17 protein-coding genes are annotated in these 19,750 nt (G+C 47.8%); 6 read left to right on the top strand and 11 right to left on the bottom strand.

Annotation, left to right across the window (positions count from 1 at the left end):
• Window positions 1-90: 90 nt before the first annotated feature.
• Entirely contained in the window at window positions 91-1,116 is a 1,026-nt protein-coding gene (locus DYH48_RS04160; RefSeq protein WP_115334128.1) for a transposase, read from the top strand.
• 485 nt (window positions 1,117-1,601) lie between these two features.
• Here the strand turns inward: DYH48_RS04160 and relA are convergent, their stop codons facing one another.
• Both relA and rlmD read right to left on the bottom strand, forming a co-directional pair.
• Window positions 1,602-3,812 carry a GTP diphosphokinase gene (gene relA, locus DYH48_RS04155; RefSeq protein ID WP_115334127.1) on the bottom strand — a complete coding sequence of 737 codons (2,211 nt, stop codon included), beginning with the start codon at window positions 3,810-3,812 and terminating at the stop codon, window positions 1,602-1,604.
• A 152-nt stretch (window positions 3,813-3,964) separates the two neighbouring features.
• Window positions 3,965-5,317, bottom strand: coding sequence for a 23S rRNA (uracil(1939)-C(5))-methyltransferase RlmD (gene rlmD, locus DYH48_RS04150; RefSeq protein ID WP_115334126.1), 1,353 nt, complete (start codon window positions 5,315-5,317; stop codon window positions 3,965-3,967).
• A 100-nt stretch (window positions 5,318-5,417) separates the two neighbouring features.
• On the opposite strand from rlmD, the gene barA reads away from it, so the two are divergent.
• The 3 genes from barA (at window position 5,418) to DYH48_RS04135 (ending at window position 9,208) form a co-directional block, all read left to right on the top strand.
• Window positions 5,418-8,219 (top strand): two-component sensor histidine kinase BarA, encoded by a 2,802-nt coding sequence (gene barA, locus DYH48_RS04145; RefSeq protein ID WP_107948631.1) that lies wholly within the window; start codon window positions 5,418-5,420, stop codon window positions 8,217-8,219.
• Entirely contained in the window at window positions 8,194-8,793 is a 600-nt protein-coding gene (locus tag DYH48_RS04140) for a YjaG family protein (protein WP_006082631.1), read from the top strand. The genes barA and DYH48_RS04140 overlap by 26 nt, the downstream gene beginning before the upstream one ends.
• A gap of 181 nt (window positions 8,794-8,974) precedes the next feature.
• Window positions 8,975-9,208, top strand: a complete 234-nt coding sequence (locus DYH48_RS04135; RefSeq protein ID WP_006082632.1) for a DUF3319 domain-containing protein — start codon at window positions 8,975-8,977, stop codon at window positions 9,206-9,208.
• Window positions 9,209-9,230: 22 nt separating this feature from the next.
• On the opposite strand, the gene DYH48_RS04130 is transcribed toward DYH48_RS04135, so the two are convergent.
• Entirely contained in the window at window positions 9,231-10,130 is a 900-nt protein-coding gene (locus DYH48_RS04130; protein ID WP_115334125.1) for a LysR family transcriptional regulator, read from the bottom strand.
• A gap of 299 nt (window positions 10,131-10,429) precedes the next feature.
• Between DYH48_RS04130 and DYH48_RS04125 the strand changes: the two genes are divergently transcribed.
• Window positions 10,430-11,392 (top strand): AEC family transporter, encoded by a 963-nt coding sequence (locus tag DYH48_RS04125; protein ID WP_115334124.1) that lies wholly within the window; start codon window positions 10,430-10,432, stop codon window positions 11,390-11,392.
• A 128-nt stretch (window positions 11,393-11,520) separates the two neighbouring features.
• Window positions 11,521-13,179 carry a DNA repair protein RecN gene (gene recN / locus DYH48_RS04120; RefSeq protein WP_115334123.1) on the top strand — a complete coding sequence of 553 codons (1,659 nt, stop codon included), beginning with the start codon at window positions 11,521-11,523 and terminating at the stop codon, window positions 13,177-13,179.
• Between the two features lie 141 nt (window positions 13,180-13,320).
• On the opposite strand, the gene DYH48_RS04115 is transcribed toward recN, so the two are convergent.
• The 8 genes from DYH48_RS04115 to nrdR form a co-directional block, all read right to left on the bottom strand.
• A complete protein-coding gene (locus DYH48_RS04115) occupies window positions 13,321-13,815 on the bottom strand; it encodes a phosphatidylglycerophosphatase A family protein (RefSeq protein WP_115336093.1) in 495 nt (164 codons plus the stop codon).
• 15 nt (window positions 13,816-13,830) lie between these two features.
• Window positions 13,831-14,787 (bottom strand): thiamine-phosphate kinase, encoded by a 957-nt coding sequence (thiL, locus tag DYH48_RS04110; protein ID WP_037392620.1) that lies wholly within the window; start codon window positions 14,785-14,787, stop codon window positions 13,831-13,833.
• Between the two features lie 78 nt (window positions 14,788-14,865).
• Entirely contained in the window at window positions 14,866-15,270 is a 405-nt protein-coding gene (gene nusB, locus DYH48_RS04105) for a transcription antitermination factor NusB (RefSeq protein ID WP_006082638.1), read from the bottom strand.
• Window positions 15,271-15,281: 11 nt separating this feature from the next.
• Entirely contained in the window at window positions 15,282-15,761 is a 480-nt protein-coding gene (gene ribH / locus DYH48_RS04100; protein ID WP_006082639.1) for a 6,7-dimethyl-8-ribityllumazine synthase, read from the bottom strand.
• Between the two features lie 130 nt (window positions 15,762-15,891).
• Window positions 15,892-16,995, bottom strand: coding sequence for a bifunctional 3,4-dihydroxy-2-butanone-4-phosphate synthase/GTP cyclohydrolase II (ribBA, locus tag DYH48_RS04095; RefSeq protein WP_006082640.1), 1,104 nt, complete (start codon window positions 16,993-16,995; stop codon window positions 15,892-15,894).
• A 95-nt stretch (window positions 16,996-17,090) separates the two neighbouring features.
• Window positions 17,091-17,747, bottom strand: coding sequence for a riboflavin synthase (locus DYH48_RS04090; protein ID WP_006086876.1), 657 nt, complete (start codon window positions 17,745-17,747; stop codon window positions 17,091-17,093).
• Window positions 17,748-17,758: 11 nt separating this feature from the next.
• The gene (gene ribD, locus DYH48_RS04085; RefSeq protein ID WP_172481151.1) at window positions 17,759-18,913 is read right to left on the bottom strand and encodes a bifunctional diaminohydroxyphosphoribosylaminopyrimidine deaminase/5-amino-6-(5-phosphoribosylamino)uracil reductase RibD; all 1,155 of its coding nucleotides are present in this window, start codon (window positions 18,911-18,913) and stop codon (window positions 17,759-17,761) included.
• Window positions 18,914-19,059: 146 nt separating this feature from the next.
• Entirely contained in the window at window positions 19,060-19,509 is a 450-nt protein-coding gene (gene nrdR / locus DYH48_RS04080; protein WP_006082643.1) for a transcriptional regulator NrdR, read from the bottom strand.
• Window positions 19,510-19,750 lie beyond the last annotated feature (241 nt).

Below are 19,750 nucleotides of genomic sequence, written 5' to 3'. Positions count from 1 at the left end.
CAGATAAAGAGGACAGCCACATCTTTTGTGTTTTGTGCACTCCTCTACTAGGCTTTACATTACTTTGATTTTGTCTGTGTGGAGTTTGCTATGACTTCGGCCAGAAGACATTTAATTGATGCTAATGCGACGCCCTACTATCATGTGATTAATCGCTGTGTGCGCAGGGCTTTTTTGTGTGGTGAGGATAAACTCACGGGCCGCAGTTTCGAGCATAGACGCGACTGGATTGTTGATAAAATCAAGGCATTATCTGCGATTTTCTGCATTGATATTTGCGCCTATGCGGTGATGAGTAATCACTATCATTTAGTGCTTAAAATTGATGTCGACAAGGCCAAATCGCTAACGCAAAAAGATATTATTAATCGCTGGTGTCAAATCACTAAAGGCCATGCTGTCGCCACTAAGTATATGAATGGCGATGCTTTAATCGACGCTGAAGTGATGTTACTTGATGCATTACTCGCCGAGTGGCATGAGCGACTGAGCAGTATATCTTGGTTTATGCGCTGTTTAAATGAAGAAATTGCCCGTAAGGCCAATCGTGAAGATGAGTGTAAAGGCGCTTTTTGGGAAGGCCGTTTTAAGTCACAAGCCTTGTTAGATGAGCGAGCACTGCTGGCGTGCATGATGTATGTCGATTTAAATCCTATTCGAGCAGGGATTGCCGACTCTTTACAATCCTCTGATTTTACATCGATTCAGGAGCGCGTGAATGCGCTTAATCCTCATATCAACGCGCCACAACTGGCCAACACTATCGCAGATAACCTACAGCCAATTCTACATAAAGCCCTCGCAAAATTTGATGGTTCAACACTTCTGAGTCAGCAAACGGGTATTCCGTTTCATTTTGCCGATTATCTTGAGTTAATAGATTGGACGGGACGCGCTATGCGCCTTGATAAAAAAGGCTATATCGATAATGAACGGCCAAAACTGCTCAATGAATTAGGCATTTCGCCCGATGCGTGGCTCACTTCAGCCAAAGAGTTTCGCCGTCAATACAGTGGCATAAGTGGTCGATGGGATAGCATGTGTGAGTTTAAAAAGCAGCACAACTGCGGAAAATGGTGTAAAGGTAAAGCCTCAAGCCAAGCATTGCATCCTTAAGTTCATCACTGCTCACGATTCAACTCTCGGTATTATTTATGCTTATCCGGAATGCAGAGAATTCCGTGCAAAACATAGCTCATTTCTGCCCAATAGAGTGGTGTCTATAATCGTTAAGATGAGATCTAGTCTTTAAAACCAACAGGTTACGCAAGCACTCGAAAGGCGTGCCATGGTGATTAGCGAGACGACCGTCCGCCCCATGGACGGGGCGGTCGAGCATCCACGGACGGACTGGCTGCGAGTCGGGGAGCAAATGCCATGGCAAGCCATTATGAATGGCTTGCAGCAACAGCTAAGCATACAAAGACTAAATTGACTGGTAATCCCACTCAATTCCCATAAAAACCAAATAAAAAGGCGGCCAGCGAAATTCGCCTTGCCGCCCCTATCCTTTATTACTTTCTAGCTTCTAGATGGCTTCTCTGTATCTTTTATATTGCGAGTGATTTCGAGGCTAATCGCTTCGAAAATCATTGCGAAACCTAAAGCCGTCTTGCCTCGATCACGCTATCGACCTGGGTCAGTTTCGATAACACCCGCGATAAACCATCGAGGTTATAAAGCTCTAGTTCCAACTCAATCGCGGCGGTCTGGTTTTTAGTATCCGATGACGAGCTCATGGCTAATACATTGGATTTTTCGGCAGCCAACACTGAGGTTAAGTCACGCAATAAACCGCTGCGATCGTGGGCCAATACCCGCAAACGCATGCGATAACCGCCGGAGTAATTTTCGCCCCAGACCACATCGACACCGCGCTCAGGGTGAACCCGCATCAGCTCTTTCACTTGTTCACAATCGGCGCGATGCACAGAAATTCCGCGGCCCTTAGTGATAAAACCTAAGATCTCATCACCGGGAACGGGCTGACAACAACGGGCGATATGGTTAAGTAAGTTACCCACACCGTTGACTTCAACCTGACCACGGCCACTGGAGGTCGGTTTGTGTTGGCCTTTCTTAACTAATTCTTCGACGGCATCTTCTTCTGACACTTCGTCGAGTCGCAGACGACTCTGAATATGGTTAACCACTTGATGCAGACGCACATCACCGCCGCCAATCGCCGCCAGTAAGTCATCCATGCTCGCCATATTAAAGCGCTCGACCGCGATGGCCGCGTCTTTAATTTTCAAGCTCACCCGCGCCAATTCGGATTCAAGCATTTCTTTGCCGGCGACAATATTCTTGTCTCTGTCCTGCTGCTTAAACCAATGCTGGATTTTCGAACGCGCCCGCGAGGTGCGGATATAACCTAAGTTAGGGTTAAGCCAGTCGCGCTTGGGATTAGGCTGTTTCGAGGTGATGATCTCGATACGCTCGCCCGTTTCGACCTGATAAGTAAACGGCACAATACGGCCATCGACCTTAGCACCAATACATTTATGTCCCACTTGGGAGTGAATGTAATAGGCAAAGTCGAGCACGGTTGAGCCCAGTGGCAAGTCGACGACTTCACCGCTTGGGGTGAACACATACACTCTATCCTCAAACACTTGGCTGCGCACTTCTTCGACCAAGTTGCCACTTTCGACCACGTCTTCCTGCCATTGCAGAATTTTACGCAGCCAGTTAATTTTTTCTTCGTAGCCGCTTTGCTTACCGGATTGATTATTTCCTTCTTTGTATTTCCAATGCGCAGCCACACCCAGCTCTGCATCTTCATGCATGTCTTGGGTACGAATTTGAATTTCAACGGTTTTGCCCTCAGGCCCCACAACAACCGTATGAATCGATTGATAACCATTAGGTTTAGGGTTAGCGACATAGTCGTCAAATTCCCGCGGAATATGGTGCCAAAGCGTATGCACTACGCCTAATGCACCATAACAATCCTGCAAACGCTCAGTCACGATACGCACGGCGCGCACGTCAAACAACTCATCAAATTTAAGGTGTTTGCCCTTCATCTTGCGCCAGATACTGTAGATATGTTTCGGCCGGCCGTAGACCTTAGCGCGAATTTGGTCTTCATCTAATCTTTGTTGTAACTGACTGACAAACTTGTCGATAAAGACTTCACGATCCAGTCGTTTACCATCTAATTGCTTAGCGATGTCTTTATAGGTATCTGGATGCAGGTAGCGAAAAGAAATGTCTTCCAGCTCCCACTTTAATTGACCTATACCTAAACGGTTGGCCAGCGGCGCATAAATATCGGCAATTTCGCGGGCCAGTAGCACGCGAGTTTCTTCATCGGCATTTTTCACCGCCCGCAGTAAACACACACGCTCAGCCAGTTTGATGACCACAGCGCGCACATCTTCAACCATCGCCAGTAACATGCGGCGGATGTTGTCGATTTGCGGCTCGGTGGAGCGACTGTTGGGATTGATTTTCAAGGCGCCGATGGCATTCATGGTCACAACACTCGCCACTAAACGCGCCAGCGGCTCACCAAATTTCTCTTTGATGGCGTCTTCGGTCAGTAAGCCAGCATCGAACACCACAAACAAAATCGCCGCTTGCAGGGTTTCAATGTCCATGTTCAGCGGTGCGAGGATTTCGATCATCTCTCGAGCACGTTCGAGCAGTTCTCTCTTCGCCGCAGGACTCTTAGCGGGTAAGGCGTCAATCTGCCCTATCAAGGAGAGCAGCATCTGCGCTTCATCGGCATGACCGACATAGCGAGCCACCCAATCTTCTAAGTGAAAATCGGGATCATTAAAGTGCGCTTCGCGAACAGAGACCATCTAATTTATTTCCTTATCCGTGCTCAGAGAGAAAGTGGGCACCACTTCAGCTCTCCTATCTTCAGCATTGGCGCGAACTTGTCAAACCCAACCGACGTAATAATCACATTTTTTACGTTATTCAAACGCTTTGCTTACTTTGCCAGCGCAAATTACTTGGTTAATTCAAACAGTGCCATGGCTTCGATATGGTGTGTTTGTGGGAACATGTCGATAAGTCCCAATTGCTGTAATCGATAACCGCGATCTAACAGCACAGCGCTATCGCGAGCCAAGCTCGCAGGATTACACGAAACATACACGACTTTGCGCGGCTTCATTTTCTTCAGCCATTGCAAGCTTTCAAACGCCCCAGCGCGGGCGGGATCGAGCAGTAATTTATCAATTATTCCCATCCAAGGCTCAAGGGATAAATCCGCACTCAAATCGCCGTGGTAAAAGGTCAGTTTATCCAAATTGTTAGCTTTCGCGTTCACCCGTGCCTGAGTCACCATTTCGGCAACCCCTTCGACGCCAATCACATCCGCGCCCATTTTCGCTAAGGGCAAACTGAAATTCCCCATGCCGCAGAACAAATCCAAAATGCGCTCATCTGGAGCAGGCGCTAACCAATCCATCGCTTGAGCGACCATGGCCTTGTTAATTTGTCCATTCACTTGCACAAAGTTACCTGGGGTGAAGCTTAAACTCACCGCATCCGACTCAACTTTGTCATCTAACAGCTGATAAACCGGTAACACTAACTCAGCGCCAACGCCTTGGAATTGGCCTTCGTTGTCCTGCAGACAAATGTGAATTTGATGCTGCTCGGCAAAGGCTGACAGCTTAGCGAGATCTTTATCGTTGAGCGCCTTAGTGATACGCAGCACGGCAAAGTGACCATTATCGGCGGCAATCAACTCAAGGTGGCCTAAGCTGGCTTTAGCCGACAATTGATTCAGCAACTTAGCAAAGGGGACGATTAAGTCCGATAACGGCTTAGCTAACACCTTACACTGACTGATAGGCACCACATTGCTGCTACTGGCGGCACGAAAACCTAAGCTTAAGTGTTTGGTATTTTTATCAAATAAAGTCGCAAGACGGGCACGGCGACGATAATGCCAACCTTCACCCGTGAGTGCGGGCGATAACGCGCCGCCTTCGGCACCAGCAAACTTAGCCATAATATCCAGCAGCGCCGCTTCTTTATGCTCACGCTGGCCCGATAATGACATATGCTGTAAGTCGCAGCCGCCGCAGGTGTGATAGTGTGGACACTCAGGCTCGACGCGCTCAGAGCTAGGTGTATCGACTTTAATTAACTTGGCGCGGGCATAATTTTTCTTTTGCTCAGTGAGCTGTACCGTCACAGTTTCACCGGGCAGTGCGCCGGGGATAAACACGACTTTACCTTGATGTTGTGCTATACCTGCCCCTAAGTGATCGAGCTGATTCACGCTCAGCGATAACTTAGCCGACAACTGTTTGGAACTATTTGGTTTTGCTTTAAAAAATTGCGCCATTTCGGCCTCTAAATCAATAAAATACTGGCAAAGACCGCCCTCTTTCTGGCAGTCTTATAAAATTATCTTAGTCTCTGTCACAGGAAACACCGCCGCTGCTATGAACCCAGTCAACAACATGACCAAATACAGCCTACGTTCTTGGGTTCTTGTACTGGCGCTCGCGCCAACAATCTTGGTCGGTATCCTTCTGGGCAGCTACTTTACCATAAACCGTTTTTATGAGCTCGAAGATACGCTCGTCGAACAGGGCAGCAATATTATCGAGCCGCTGTCGATTGCCAGTGAAATCGGTTTAGTGGCCAATGATCGCGAGGCAACCAAACGCTTACTCGCAGCGGCGCAGCTCAACAAATCCACCTTAGTGAAATCCATCGCGATTTTCGACGCCAACAATCAGCTCTTTGTGACCTCGCATTACCACAAAGATTTTGAAATTATGCGCTACAAAGAAGCGCTTAACACACTGCATAAAACCGAAATTGAGCATGTGGGCGACAGCCTGATTTTACGGACACCGATTTTCTCCACCGGGCCCAGCGCCGCTCCCGCTAATTACGATATCCAAACAGACGATGGTCAGCTGTTAGGTTATATCTCCATCATCATCAATAAAGAACGTGCCCTACTCGAGCAGCATAGAGCCGCCGTCGCCGCCTTTATTATCGTGTTAATCGGGGTGCAGTTGAACTTGCTGTTCACTTTCCGGCTGGTGAAAAACGTCACTCAGCCCATTACTGAAATGGTGCGCGTCGTCGCTAAAATCCGTGAAGGTAAATTGGACGCCCGCTTAGATGGCAACTTGATTGGTGAGCTCGACTTACTCAAACGCGGTATCAATGCCATGGCGGGGTCGTTGTCGGAATACCATGATGAGATGCAGCAAAATATCGACCAAGCGACTTCGGATCTGCGGGAAACCTTAGAGCAGATTGAAATCCAAAACGTCGAGTTAGATTTAGCGAAAAAACGCGCCCTAGAAGCCAGCCGAATTAAATCAGAATTCTTAGCCAACATGTCCCACGAGTTACGTACGCCGCTCAATGGCGTTATCGGTTTTGCGCGGCAATTGGTGAAAACCCCTTTGCATTCGAGCCAAGTGGATTACATCAAAACCATTGAGCGCAGCGCCACTAACCTGCTGGGCATCATCAACGATATTCTCGATTTTTCTAAACTCGAAGCCGGTAAAATGGTGTTGGAAAACATGCCCTTCGGTCTAAGGGAAACCATAGGCGATACCATCACCTTGATCTCTGGCAGCGCTCAGGCGAAGGGCCTAGAACTCGTCGTCGATATCGCTCCTAACGTACCCGACAATGTTAATGGCGATGCCATGCGCGTGTGCCAAATCATCAATAACTTGGTCGGTAACGCGATTAAATTCACCGACTCTGGCAGCGTGATGGTCAAAATCGAACTGCAAAGCCAGTCGGAAGAACAAGTGGTACTGCGTTGTGATGTGGTCGACACCGGTATCGGTATCGATGAAAGCCAGCAGGACTTTTTATTCCAAGCCTTTGGCCAAGCCGACTCGTCGATTTCCCGCCGCTTTGGTGGCACAGGCTTAGGTTTAGTGATCACTAAGCGTTTAGTGAATCAAATGGGCGGCCAAATCGGTTTTACTTCATCCCCAGAAAAAGGCTCAAACTTCTGGTTCAGTTTGCCGCTCGGCTTAGGTCAGTTCCAAATCGGTGACTCACTGCCGCTCGAAAAACTCAAAGACAAAACCATACTGTTTTACGAGCCCAGAGTGTTGACTCATGCTGTCTTGAGCCGCCAATTGAATCAATGGGATACCAAAGTGACTCACCATCAGCATATCCCAAGCTTGCTGACCACACTCAACACGGCCGAAGCGCCATACGACTATGTTCTCTTGAGTTGCCATGGGTTTAGCGATGCAGGACAACTGGTAAGTACACTTAACTTGGCGAAGACCAAAACCGATTGTCTTGTGGTGCTATACGATTGCCAAGAACAGGATGCCTTGACCCAATTTATTCGCCCGAATGCCGATGTGGTGTTGTCTCTGCCCGTCAGTGAGCATCAACTTGCCCGCAACTTACTCTATCCACCGATGGAATACGACATCATAGCCCCAGTGACCATAGCCACGCCGGCGGCGCGCCAATCCTTAACCGTACTGGCGGTGGATGATAACTTTGCTAACTTAAAGCTAATCGACACCTTGCTCAGCGAGTTAGTGACCACGGTAGTTGCGGTCAACAGTGGCGATGAAGCGGTTAAACAGGCGAAGACTCGCACCTTCGATTTGATTTTTATGGATATTCAGATGCCAGGCACAGATGGTATCAGCGCCACTAAGCAAATTCGCCAAGGCTCGATGAACCGTAACACGCCGATTATTGCCGTGACAGCCCATGCGATTGCTGAAGAACGCGAGCTGATTTTAGGCAGTGGCATGGATGGCTATTTACCTAAACCTATTGATGAAGCGGCGCTAAAAGACGTTATCCATCGCTGGATCACTCGCCCCAAATTCACCCATTTTGACCTGCATACGCTGAACTGGGATTTATGCTTAACCCAAGCCAATCATAAGGCAGATCTTGCCTTAGACATGCTGAGAATGTTGCTCGACTCCTTGCCACAAACCGTGACGACAATTCAGACGGCATTGAGTCAAAACGATCACCCCGTCATGCTCAGTACTATCCATAAGTTGCATGGTGCGAGCTGCTACTGCGGCGTGCCTACAACCCAAAGATTATGCCAAGAAATTGAATCGGCGCTAAAACGTGAAACAGCGGTCGAAGATCTCGAACCCGAAATACTAGAGTTACTTGATGAGTTAACTAAGGTAGAATCTGCGGCAAATCAAGTGATATCACAGCTATCAGCGGAAATAACAGATGACCAAAAAAACGGGCTTCTTTAAACGTCTTAAGGCGTTAACATTGCCACAAAAACAACTCTTCGCCACTGCACTTTGCCAACGCATGTTGCCCAACTATCAACTATTTTCCGAAGTCTGTGAGTTTGGTGACCCTGCTGTGTTGAGTACTGCGTTAGAACTACTCTGGCAATCCCTGTACGACCCTAAGCTTAAATTCAATATCGATGTGCATCTGCAACGTCTTGAAGATAACACCCCAGAACCCGCTGATTTTGAAGCCTATGGCGTCTATCCAGCCATGGACGCTGTGGTCGCCATATCAACCTTATTGGGTGCGATTCAAGGCAAGATTGAAGAAGATATCGTCAATATCAGCAAACTGTCATCGAGCACAGTGGCTAACTATATCGAAGCCATCAGCGATGTCGATTTAGTCGATGAAGCATTAGATGATTTTGTTTTTGCCCATGAAGTTATGGAAGAAGAGAAAGAGTTACAAAATTCTCTGCTGGAAATTATCGAAGAAAATCCAAAGATCACTGCGGAACTGGTCAAAGGTTTACGCAAAGACATTATCGAAGCGGGCGTATCAAATATCGGCATCAGCGTCGCTTAATTGATGGGGTGCTTGGGATAACTCAGGCACCCTTATTTCTAAACAATATGTCTAAACAATGTTTCTAAATAATGTTTCTAAACAATAAGCCTCTAGTCTCGACTGCAATCACTTTCAAGCAAGCCCCAAACGAGTAAAACTAAAGCTAGCAAGTTCCATCAGCCAATATTGAGTTATTCCAATGAAAAAGATTGTTTATCAAGGATTTGTCTTAACCAATAGCGAAGGACGAACCGACAGTTGGAAACTGACCATCAAAGATCAACAGCGTATCGGCTCTTTATTCGAACTGCGGCGTTTAGTGGGGTACTTCTTGGAACTCGGTATATTACCCGCGACACGCTCCAGCTTGCAGGACGCGAAACAAACGCAAAATACTATGAGCAAAAACACGGTAAAACCTAAAAGACGTTAAAAATCAGTTCCCCCTCGTTAAATCAACGCATAGAGAATAACTCTGGCGCCTTTGACTGCATAAACTCAATAAAGACTCTGACCTTTAGCGGCTGCTGGCTGCGCTGATGATATAAAATCGAAATCCGCCTCTGCTCGCCAATCCATTCTGGCAATAACACTTTAAGTTTCCCTTCTTTAATCTGCTGTTTTACAAATAGTTCGGGACCATACAAGATCCCACCATGGCCTAAGGTCGCCTGAATCGCACCGTGTAAATCCGTGAGGGTCAACTTAGTTTGGCCATTAAAATAAAAAGACTCACCGCTCGGATGCTTTAAATGCCAATTAAACAGCGGCCAGACTTTTATCAGTTGATGGGCTTCGAGATCATCGGGATGCTCAAGTTTAGGTGCCTGAGCCAAATATTCTGGCGTGGCAAACAGGCAATAATCCAGCTCGCCTAAGGTACTCGACACCCACGAAGAATCAGGCTGAGCCCCGCCGACAATCGCCACATCTATGCCCTTGTCGATCAAATCCACTAACTCATTGCTCTGGGAAATGTGTAAACGGATATCGGGATACAGGCGGCCAAATTCATTCAAAGCTTGAATAAACACGATGGAAATAATCGAAATCGGCGCGGCGATGCGCAGGGTGCCCTCGGGTTTATCGCTGCCTAAACCACTCAGTTCATCAAATTGAGCAACCACACTCTGGTAGCGTTGGAAGAGTGCCAGCCCTTCCTCTGTCAGTCGCAACTTGCGAGTACTGCGCATAAAGAGCTGCTTATCGAGCTTCTCTTCCAACTTAGCTAACTTGCGGCTCACTGTGGCAATGGGCATATCAAGCTCCTTCGCCGCCTGTGAAAAACTGCCCGCATTGACTAAATGCACAAAAAGATAGACAAGTTGTAGTTCAGCGCCTAAATCATCACTCATTGCATGTCCTAATTCTGTTCTAGCTGCCCACTTTAGGCACTATATAAAGTCATCAACAATCACAGCGTACGCTAAGTCGTTGTGTTTTAAACATCAATTAATCCACTTATACGACCATAGCGCAATAGCCTTAGACTGAAATGATATGTTATTTTGTGGCGAGTTTTACTGCGCTGGCGCTAGTTCTGGTTCTAACGTGACATAAAAAAGGCAAGCGCCCACCTAAAATCAGAGCGATAGTAGAAATAACGGTGGTGGCTGAGTTTATTCAAATTTAATCGTAAGGATGAGTGAGGGAAATGACCATTTTAACCCCTCTGTTTGCCGTCTTCGGGATCATGTTGCTCGGCACACTAGTGCAAAAATTGAAACTCTTGCCCGTCGATACGGATCAAGTGCTAAACCAGTATGTGTACTATATTGCGTTCCCTGCGATCATGCTTATCGCCCTCGCCCAGCAACCGATTGATGAAATTTTGCAATGGGGATTCATTGCGGGCTACAGCACGGCTATGGCGATTACTTATCTTGTCTGCCTTGGGCTCTCGCTGCTTGCTAACCCTAAACAGCATGCGGTTGCCGCTATTCGAGCCCTTAATGCCACCTTTGGTAATACGGCATTTATTGGTATTCCACTGCTTATCATCTTATTCCCGCAGCAGCAAAGTGCCTTAGTTGCCGCCGCTATTGCCAGCTTATTATCCGTGCTGATGTTTGCCGTCGCCTTAGTCTCGATGGAACTGGCCACTAACACCCAAAGACAACACCACGCCTTAGTCATAATGATGATGGCGGTCGGTAAAAACCCTATCGTTATTGGTAGCTTGATTGGCGTCGGCATTTCGGCGCTAGAGATAAAACTGCCTTCTGGGCTGGCGCTAATGATCCAGCAAATTGGCAATACCTCAAGCCCGTGCGCGCTGTTTGCCATCGGCATGGTGCTCGCCAAAGCGATGCGCTACCAGAAAGATAGCAGCGTATTTAGCCCCAAGAATTTTATCGAACTGAGCCTTATCAACCTCTTCAAGCTAGTTGTCCAACCGGCACTCGTCTACTTTATGCTTAACCGTTTTGGTGTAAGCGGTGACTACCTGATCATGGGCGTGATCTTGAGCGCACTACCCACAGCTGCTAGCGTGTACTTGCTCGCCCAGCGCTATAACACTCAAGCTTCAACCAGTGCTCAGGGCATTCTATTTGGCACCTTAGTCACTTTTTTTAGTTTGCCTATCTTAGAAAGCTTAGTAAGAACCCATGCATAATCAGTCAATTAAAAATATTTACTGCCGATAATGCCGATTATTTACCCAAGCCACTTTACTGTATATAAAATCAGTATATACTGTTTATCAATACAGTGGTTTGGTATGTTTTTCGACAGGAATTCACTATGCTTTGCCAACTCAGCATTAATAACTTCGCAATCGTCCGTTTTTTAGAACTGGATTTTCGCCCCGGTATGACCAGCATCACAGGTGAAACCGGTGCGGGTAAATCGATCGCCATCGATGCGCTAGGCCTGTGCCTAGGCAATCGCGCCGATGCCAGCAGTGTTCGCCCAGGAGCCAATAAAACCGAGGTCAGCGCCCGCTTTTCCTTGGATGATATTCCACTGGCAAAACGTTGGTTAGAAGATAACGATCTTGAACTCGATGATGAGTGCATCCTACGTCGAACTATTGGTAGCGATGGCCGCTCGCGCGCCTACATCAATGGTAATCCAGTGCCACTGACGCAGCTCAAATTACTGGGTCAGTTGCTTATCGGTATTCACGGTCAACATGCGCACCATGCAATGTTAAAAAGTGAACATCAACTCACCTTGCTCGACAGTTATGCCAACCACAGATTACTTATCGATACGGTTGCCGCCAGCTTTCAACGCTGCAAGCAAATTGAGGCCGATCTAAAACAACTCGAAGCCTCCCAGCATGAACGTATTGCCCGTAAGCAATTAGTGCAATATCAAGTAGAAGAACTCGATGAGTTTGATCTTAAAGTCGATGAGTTCGATGAAATTGAGCAAGAGCACAAACGTCTTGCCAATGGCACTGAGTTGATTGATACCTGTCAGGCGAGTCTAGATATACTCACTGAAGGCGAAGAGAACAATATAGAGTCGCTGCTTAATCGAGTAGTTTCCCTCGCCGAAGATCTGCAAAACTACGATCCTGCATTAAGCAATATCAGCACTATGCTCAATGATGCCTTAATCCAAGTGCAAGAAAGCGCAGGCGAATTACAGCACTATTTGAGTAAGCTTGAACTCGATCCAACCCACTTTGCCTATTTAGAAGAACGGCTATCAAAAGCCATGCAACTGGCGCGTAAGCACCATGTTAGCCCGAATAAACTGGCCGAACATCATCTAGCATTAAAAGCAGAACTGAGCACCTTAGACAGTGACGAAAGCAAGCTCGAAGAAATTCAACTACAGGTCGATGCCAGTAGAGCCGCTTACCTTAGCAACGCACAAAAACTCAGCCAAAGCCGCGCTAGATATGCCAAAGAACTCGACAAACTCGTGACTCAGTCAATCCACGAACTGAATATGCCTAAGGGTAAATTTACTATCGAAGTCAATTTCCACCCAGAGCAAATGTCAGCCAACGGCAGTGACAATATCGAATTTATGGTCACCACTAACCCTGGCCAACCTTTACAACCGATTTCGAAAGTCGCATCTGGCGGTGAACTTTCACGGATAGGCTTAGGGATCCAAGTCATTACCGCGAAGAAAGTTGCCACGCCGACATTGATTTTCGATGAGGTGGATGTCGGGATTTCCGGCCCCACAGCCGCAGTGGTTGGCCGCATGTTACGCAGCTTAGGGGAATCGACCCAAGTACTGTGCGTGACTCACTTGCCGCAAGTTGCGGGCAATGGTCATCAACACATGTTCGTCGATAAGTTTAATAAGGCGGGCAGTACTGAGACCACAATGAAGTCGCTCGATCGTGAGCAACGTATTCAAGAGCTTGCAAGACTATTAGGTGGCGATACTATCACTAGCAATACCCTAGCGAACGCAAGGGAACTGCTGCAATAGTAGAATCAAACAGAAAAGGGATAAGAGATAAGGGATGTTCAGCTAATCCCTTCAATCAAGCTTCAATCAGAAAAATGCGAAATCAAAAGCTAAGGGTTAGTTGTTGGCCATGTTAACTATTATGCCAATTTAGCTATCATGTTAGCTAACACACCAGACTAGCCCTTGCAGACAGATAAAGGCAAATACGCCCGCTAAAACATCGTCAATCATAATGCCAAAACCACCTTCGACTTTGGCATCGAGCCAACGGATTGGCCAAGGTTTGATGATGTCAAAAAAGCGAAATAAACCAAAGCCCACTAACAGCCAAATCCAGCCCGCTGGTGCCGCTATCATAGTGATCAACAGTCCAGCCACTTCATCCCACACAATCGCGCCATGGTCGTGTACGCCCATGTCATGTGCCGCTTTACCACAGATATAAAATCCTGCAAATACACTCACTAAAGTTAAGCCCAGATACCAAGCAAGCGGTAATGGCGCCATCAGTAAATAGAGGGGAATAGCAGCTATGGTACCGAAAGTACCGGGCGCTTTAGCGGCGAGTCCGCTACCGAAACCGAGTGCCAAAAAGTGGACAGGATTTTTTAATGACAGGCGCGTTAACGCCTGATCCTTTGACAACCATTTCATTAACATGCTCTTCGCTTAAAAGTGCTCGAAACCGTGATACGGCGGCGTAAACGGCTCACCATTGAGTTGTAACTTGAGCTTACTGCCCGCACAAATTTGCCCAACACGAACAAATTTTGCTCCTGCATGGCTTAATGCTGTCTCAAGCGCGCCTTTTTGCGCCTCAGGAACGGTGAACAGCAATTCGTAATCTTCGCCGCCTGTCAGCGCATAACCTAAGGCATGCTCCTCGCTGACGGTATCTTGCATCGCACGCGAAAGCGGGATGCAATTGACATCGACAACCGCACCAACTGCCGAAGCCTTAAGCACATGACCGATATCCGAGATAAACCCGTCGGAAAGGTCGATAGCACTGGAGGCTAGCGAACGCAAAGCTTGGCCCGCTAAGACTCTTGGTGTTGGGCGATAATGGCGATTAATCAGGAATTCTTTGTGCTCAGCTCTAGCCTGTTGGGCGCCGCGAATGATATCCAGACCTAAGGCCGAATCTCCGAGCGTGCCCGTGACATAAATCCAATCACCGGCTTTAGCACCATGACGCGTGAGTGCCTTACCCTGTGGGACTTGGCCGTGCACTGTGATATTAATCGCCCGTGGGCCACGAGTCGTATCGCCGCCAATTAAGGCGATGCCATAGTAATCGGCCGCTTCAAATAAACCTTCGCTAAAACCGCTGAGCCAAGTTTCATCGACTTCGGGTAGCGTCAAGGCAAGCGTCATCCACGCGGGCTCTGCGCCCATGGCAGCCAGATCAGATAAATTTACCGCTAAGGCTTTGTAACCTAAGGCAGCAGGAGGCATATCGGGGAAGAAATGGACATTTTCGACTAAGGTGTCACAGGAGATAGCAATCGACTTGTTTTCTGCGGGTTGCACTAAAGCGCAATCGTCACCGATGCCAAGCTTCACATCACGGCGAGTGGGGCCGCGGTTGCTAAAATAACATTCAATTAATTGGAATTCTTTCACTGTACAGTTTGGCACGACTTACATCGGCCACCTTTGTTAGCAATGAAAAACGGTATCCTAAGATACCGTTTGTCTTTATTACTTGCGTGCAACCAGTTTGTCGAGCAGTCCGTTCACAAACTTATGACTCTCGTCCGCACCGAAAGCTTTTGCCAACTCAATCGCTTCGTTAATCGCGACCTTGTATGGCACATCTTTACGGAAAGTCAGCTCATAGGTCGCTAAACGAACTATGGCTTTCTCTACTGGAGACACTTCATCAATCGGGCGTTCCAGATGCGGGATGATCAGCTCATCCAATTGGGTTTTCTTCGTTGCAACGCCTGAAAATAGCTCACGAAAATAAGCTACATCAACACCGTCGAGGCTTTGTTCAGTTAAAAACTCATGCTCGACATCGGCAATATTATTCCCGCTTAGTTGCCATGAATAGATGGCTTGAACGGCTAAACGGCGGGCCTTGCGGCGCTCAGAAGGCTTCATTATTTTTCCTACTATAACAACTGTTGTTCAAGTTCTTGCAGAACATTGACCATTTCAAGCAGACTTAAAGCAGCTTCGCCGCCTTTGTTACCCGCTTTGGTACCTGAACGTTCAATAGCTTGTTCAATGGTATCTGTGGTCAAAACACCGAAAGCAACAGGCAGATCAAATTCTAAAGCAACTTGAGCTAGACCTTTATTACATTCGCCTGCAACAAAATCAAAATGAGGAGTACCACCACGGATCACCGCACCTAATGCGATAATACCGTCGAATTTACCACTGGCAGCTACGCGACGCGCAGCTAGCGGCAACTCAACCGCACCTGGTACACGGACAACAGTGATATTGTCGTCGCTGACTTGGCCAAAACGTTTCAGCGTGTCAAGTGCACCTTCAAGCAAGCTCTCAACTAAAAAGCTGTTGAAACGCGAAATTACAATCGCAACTTTGGCATTTTTCGCTTCGATATTACCTTGAACTACGTTCATTATCTTACCTAATTTAGCTAAAGCACCCAGCTCGGGGCGAAAAGTGGCGACATGATATCACAGCCAATTGCCCAGAGCCCTATGCAAATTATCAGAAATTGTTAATTTTACTTCAGTGTAACTTTGGGTTTTAGTCCGCCACATACTCAGTCACTTCAAGGCCGAAGCCCGAAAGTGAATGGTAACGTTTAGGCGAGCTGAGCAGGCGCATCTTAGTCACGCCAAGGCTAGCGAGGATTTGCGAACCCACACCCACACGGCGCGACGTTCCCTGCCATTTTGCAGAAGCAGGCGCTTGGCCTTGATCTTCGGCTTCAAAGGCTTTCACCTTAGAGAGGATTTCACAGGGATGTTCTTGATTCCCTAGTAAAACCAATACGCCACCTTCTGCTGAAATACGCTCCATCGCCTTTTCGAGTGGCCAGCTGCGTTGCTGATCGCGCTCTGAATGGAGTAAATCGTTGAAGGTGTTTTGCAGATGCACGCGCACCAAACAATCACTCTTCACCTCACCTTTGACTAAGGCAAAATGCAGTTGATTGTCGATAGTGTCTCTGAAAGTCACCATGTCGAACTCGCCGAAACGGGTCGGTAGTTTACATTTAGCTTCACGCACAACCGTGGTTTCTTTGGTGTTGCGATACTCGATCAATGCCGCGATGGTGCCGATTTTGATGCCGTGCAACTCGGAGAAAATCTCTAAATCTGGGCGGCGTGCCATAGTGCCGTCTTCGTTCAAAATCTCAACGATAACGCCCGATGGCTCAAGTCCCGCAAGACGGGCTAAATCACAACCGGCTTCAGTGTGGCCTGCGCGGGTTAATACGCCGCCGTCCTGTGCCATTAACGGGAAGATATGCCCAGGTTGCACTAAATCAGACGCTTTAGCCTCTTTAGCCACGGCCGCTTTTACCGTTACCGCGCGATCGTGGGCCGAAATACCGGTAGTCACGCCTTCGGCTGCTTCAATAGAAACTGTAAAGTTAGTCGAGAACTGGGCGTTGTTGTTCGTCACCATTAAGGGCAGATTTAACTGCTGGCAACGGGCTTTGGTCATGGTCTGGCAAATGAGTCCACGGCCATATTTCGCCATAAAGTTAATCGCTTCTGGCGTTACCATTTCGGCCGCCATGATCAAATCACCTTCGTTTTCTCTGTCTTCGTCATCCATCAAAATAACCATTTTGCCTTGACGAATATCTTCGATGATCTCTTCTATACTGTGCAGCGCCATTGTAGGACCTTATGATTTTGCTGTTGTTATGAAATTCTATACCTAAATAACCTAAGCTGCCGATAAGCTTAAGTTAAATAATCTGCTCCTGTGCACTAACGCACAAAGCCAGCACGGGCTAACATTTCCATGGTGACACCACCGCTCTTGCTGTCTTTGCCATCATAATTCATCAAGCGTTCAAGATAACGGGCGATTAAATCCACTTCGATATTCACCATATCGCCCGCTTGCAGGTCGATTAACGTGGTTTCACCAGCGGTATGCGGCACTATGGTCAGGCGGAATCGACTACCGTCCACTTCGTTAACCGTCAAACTCACGCCATCAATGGTGATGGAACCTTTATGGGCAATGTAACGCCCAAGCTCTGCGGGTGCGGCTAACCAAAACTCGATAGCTTGACCACGCACTAGGCGTTGCTCAACCATAGCAATCCCGTCTACATGGCCGCTGACCATGTGTCCGCCTAAGCGTGTGGTTGGGGTGACGGCTTTTTCAAGATTCACCTTAGTGCCCACTTTGTAGTGAGCAAAACCGGTGAGACTCACTGTTTCGGCAGAGACATCAGCCACATAACCGTCGGCTAATTGCTGCACAACCGTTAAGCACACGCCGTTGGTGGCAATACTGTCGCCTAAACGCACATCGTTTAAATCCAGTTTGCCGCTCGCCACGGTAAGACGAATATCATCGCCTTTACGCTCCAGTTTGCGCAGGGTGCCAACGGCTTCAATAATCCCAGTAAACATGGTTAACTCACTTAATTAAATAAAGAAGTATCAAGCTTAACGCTCAAGATTAAACGGGTATCTGGCCCTAATTTGCGCTCATCGACCAAAGTTAATGCAGGAATTTGCGCCATGGTTTGATAATCGGGTAGCTGCAGCAGATTACGCCCTTGCCCACCAAGGATTTTCATCGCTTGGTACAGCACTAATTCATCGGCCAGCCCCTCTGCTAAAAAAGCGCCCGCTAAGGTTGCACCCGCTTCCACCAGCACGTGATTACAACTTTGGCCTAAATAGCTTAATAGTTCAGGTAAGGATACGCGACCTGCAATCGCAGGTAACACGAGGCAACTCACATGGGAGGGCAATTGTGCTTGAAACTCTGCGGGATAAGCCACGGTCGAGACCAAGAGTATCGACGATACGATAGCCAAACAGGCAGCCGATAACGGCAAACGGGCGCGACTATCGAGTATCACTCTTAATGGCTGCAGTAATTGCGCCTCGGTTACGCTGTCTTTTATGCCGCCAAGCTCTCGATATCGTACATTGAGTGAGGGATCGTCAGCCAGTATGGTTTCAATCCCAGTCACCAACGCGCAGGAACGTAAGCGTAAGCGCTGCACGTCGCGGCGAGATTCAGGCCCGGTAATCCATTTAGACACACCGTTAGACAGCGCGGTTTTACCATCGAGACTCGCAGCTAATTTGACTGTAACTCTGGGTAAACCTGATTCCATGCGCTTCATAAAACCTAAATTCAAGGCATAAGCTTCATCGCGGTGTAATCCCACATCCACTTCAATACCGGCGTCGCGCAGCATTTGAATACCGCGACCACCCACTTGCGGATTAGGATCTTCCACCGCCACCACCACACGCTTAACGCCAATATTGATCAGTGCCAAGGCGCAGGGCGGCGTGCGGCCATAATGGCTGCAAGGCTCTAAGGTGACATAGGCCGTTGCGCCGCGGGCGTGTTCGCCAGCCATACGTAGTGCATGCACTTCGGCGTGGGGCTCACCCGCTTTTTGATGATAACCTTCGCCGACGATCTGATTATCTTTAACGATAACGCAGCCCACACTGGGATTGGGTCTCGTGGTGTAAAAGCCTTTGCGCGCCAATTGAATCGCGCGGCTCATCATTTGGGTATCGAGTACGGACCAACTTATGTTCAAGCTCATGTTCAACCCTGTTGTTAAAGGTTTCGGCTTTCACCAGTCTTGTAAATCTGTTTTTAGAACCTGTCTTGCGGAAGCTATTAATCAAAAGCCTCTTTTAAAGCTAGCGCAACCAGAAGCCTGAACGACAGGCCACAAAAATCGAATAACTACTTTTGCAGTTTGGCGATGGCTTCACCAAATTCAGACACGTCTTCAAAGGCGCGGTACACAGAAGCAAAACGTATGTAGGCGACTTTATCTAGGCTCATCAATTGCTCCATCATCAAGTTACCCACCATTTCTGAGGGCACTTCCCGCTCGCCAGTGGCGCGTAGGGTCGATTTGATTTTGCTAAGCGCTTGCTCTATTTCATCCATAGACACGGGGCGTTTTTCAACGGCGCGCAGCATGCCACCTTGGAGTTTTTCTTCATCGAAGGGTTGGCGTGAACCATCACGTTTAATCACCCTAGGCATGACTAACTCGGCGCCTTCGAAGGTGGTAAATCTTTCATGGCATTCGGTGCATTCTCGGCGACGGCGCACTTGATGGCCTTCCGCCACTAATCGAGAATCGATGACTTTAGTATCTGTCGCGCTGCAAAATGGACAATGCATTGAGCCTCCTGCCAGTGAATGCGAGTAAAGCGTTAATGGCTTTACCTGTTAAATCTCAGCTAAACGCAATGGATTTAAGCCTAAGATTTTACCAATAAAAATGGCCGCTTGATGCGGCCATGGGATTTTATCCTATTTATGGGCTGAGGTTAACTACCGGATGTTAAGTACCTCATGTAAGTACCTAGTCAGCAAGCGATCACTCTCAGCCAATCATCTACTTAAGCACATACGCACTTAA

Origin of the sequence: Shewanella baltica, assembly GCF_900456975.1 — a bacterium.
Lineage (GTDB): Bacteria > Pseudomonadota > Gammaproteobacteria > Enterobacterales > Shewanellaceae > Shewanella > Shewanella baltica.
This window is presented reverse-complemented; position numbering and strand designations above follow the sequence as displayed.

Bases quoted from the DNA above. Each gene is read 5' to 3' on its own strand.
- DYH48_RS04160 (WP_115334128.1), top strand. From the start codon at position 91: ATGACTTCGGCCAGAAGACATTTAATTGATGCTAATGCGACGCCCTAC.
- relA (WP_115334127.1), bottom strand. From the start codon at position 3,812: ATGGTCTCTGTTCGCGAAGCGCACTTTAATGATCCCGATTTTCACTTA.
- rlmD (WP_115334126.1), bottom strand. From the start codon at position 5,317: ATGGCGCAATTTTTTAAAGCAAAACCAAATAGTTCCAAACAGTTGTCG.
- barA (WP_107948631.1), top strand. From the start codon at position 5,418: ATGAACCCAGTCAACAACATGACCAAATACAGCCTACGTTCTTGGGTT.
- DYH48_RS04140 (WP_006082631.1), top strand. From the start codon at position 8,194: ATGACCAAAAAAACGGGCTTCTTTAAACGTCTTAAGGCGTTAACATTG.
- DYH48_RS04135 (WP_006082632.1), top strand. From the start codon at position 8,975: ATGAAAAAGATTGTTTATCAAGGATTTGTCTTAACCAATAGCGAAGGA.
- DYH48_RS04130 (WP_115334125.1), bottom strand. From the start codon at position 10,130: ATGAGTGATGATTTAGGCGCTGAACTACAACTTGTCTATCTTTTTGTG.
- DYH48_RS04125 (WP_115334124.1), top strand. From the start codon at position 10,430: ATGACCATTTTAACCCCTCTGTTTGCCGTCTTCGGGATCATGTTGCTC.
- recN (WP_115334123.1), top strand. From the start codon at position 11,521: ATGCTTTGCCAACTCAGCATTAATAACTTCGCAATCGTCCGTTTTTTA.
- DYH48_RS04115 (WP_115336093.1), bottom strand. From the start codon at position 13,815: ATGAAATGGTTGTCAAAGGATCAGGCGTTAACGCGCCTGTCATTAAAA.
- nusB (WP_006082638.1), bottom strand. From the start codon at position 15,270: ATGAAGCCTTCTGAGCGCCGCAAGGCCCGCCGTTTAGCCGTTCAAGCC.
- ribH (WP_006082639.1), bottom strand. From the start codon at position 15,761: ATGAACGTAGTTCAAGGTAATATCGAAGCGAAAAATGCCAAAGTTGCG.
- ribBA (WP_006082640.1), bottom strand. From the start codon at position 16,995: ATGGCGCTGCACAGTATAGAAGAGATCATCGAAGATATTCGTCAAGGC.
- DYH48_RS04090 (WP_006086876.1), bottom strand. From the start codon at position 17,747: ATGTTTACTGGGATTATTGAAGCCGTTGGCACCCTGCGCAAACTGGAG.
- ribD (WP_172481151.1), bottom strand. From the start codon at position 18,913: ATGAGCTTGAACATAAGTTGGTCCGTACTCGATACCCAAATGATGAGC.
- nrdR (WP_006082643.1), bottom strand. From the start codon at position 19,509: ATGCATTGTCCATTTTGCAGCGCGACAGATACTAAAGTCATCGATTCT.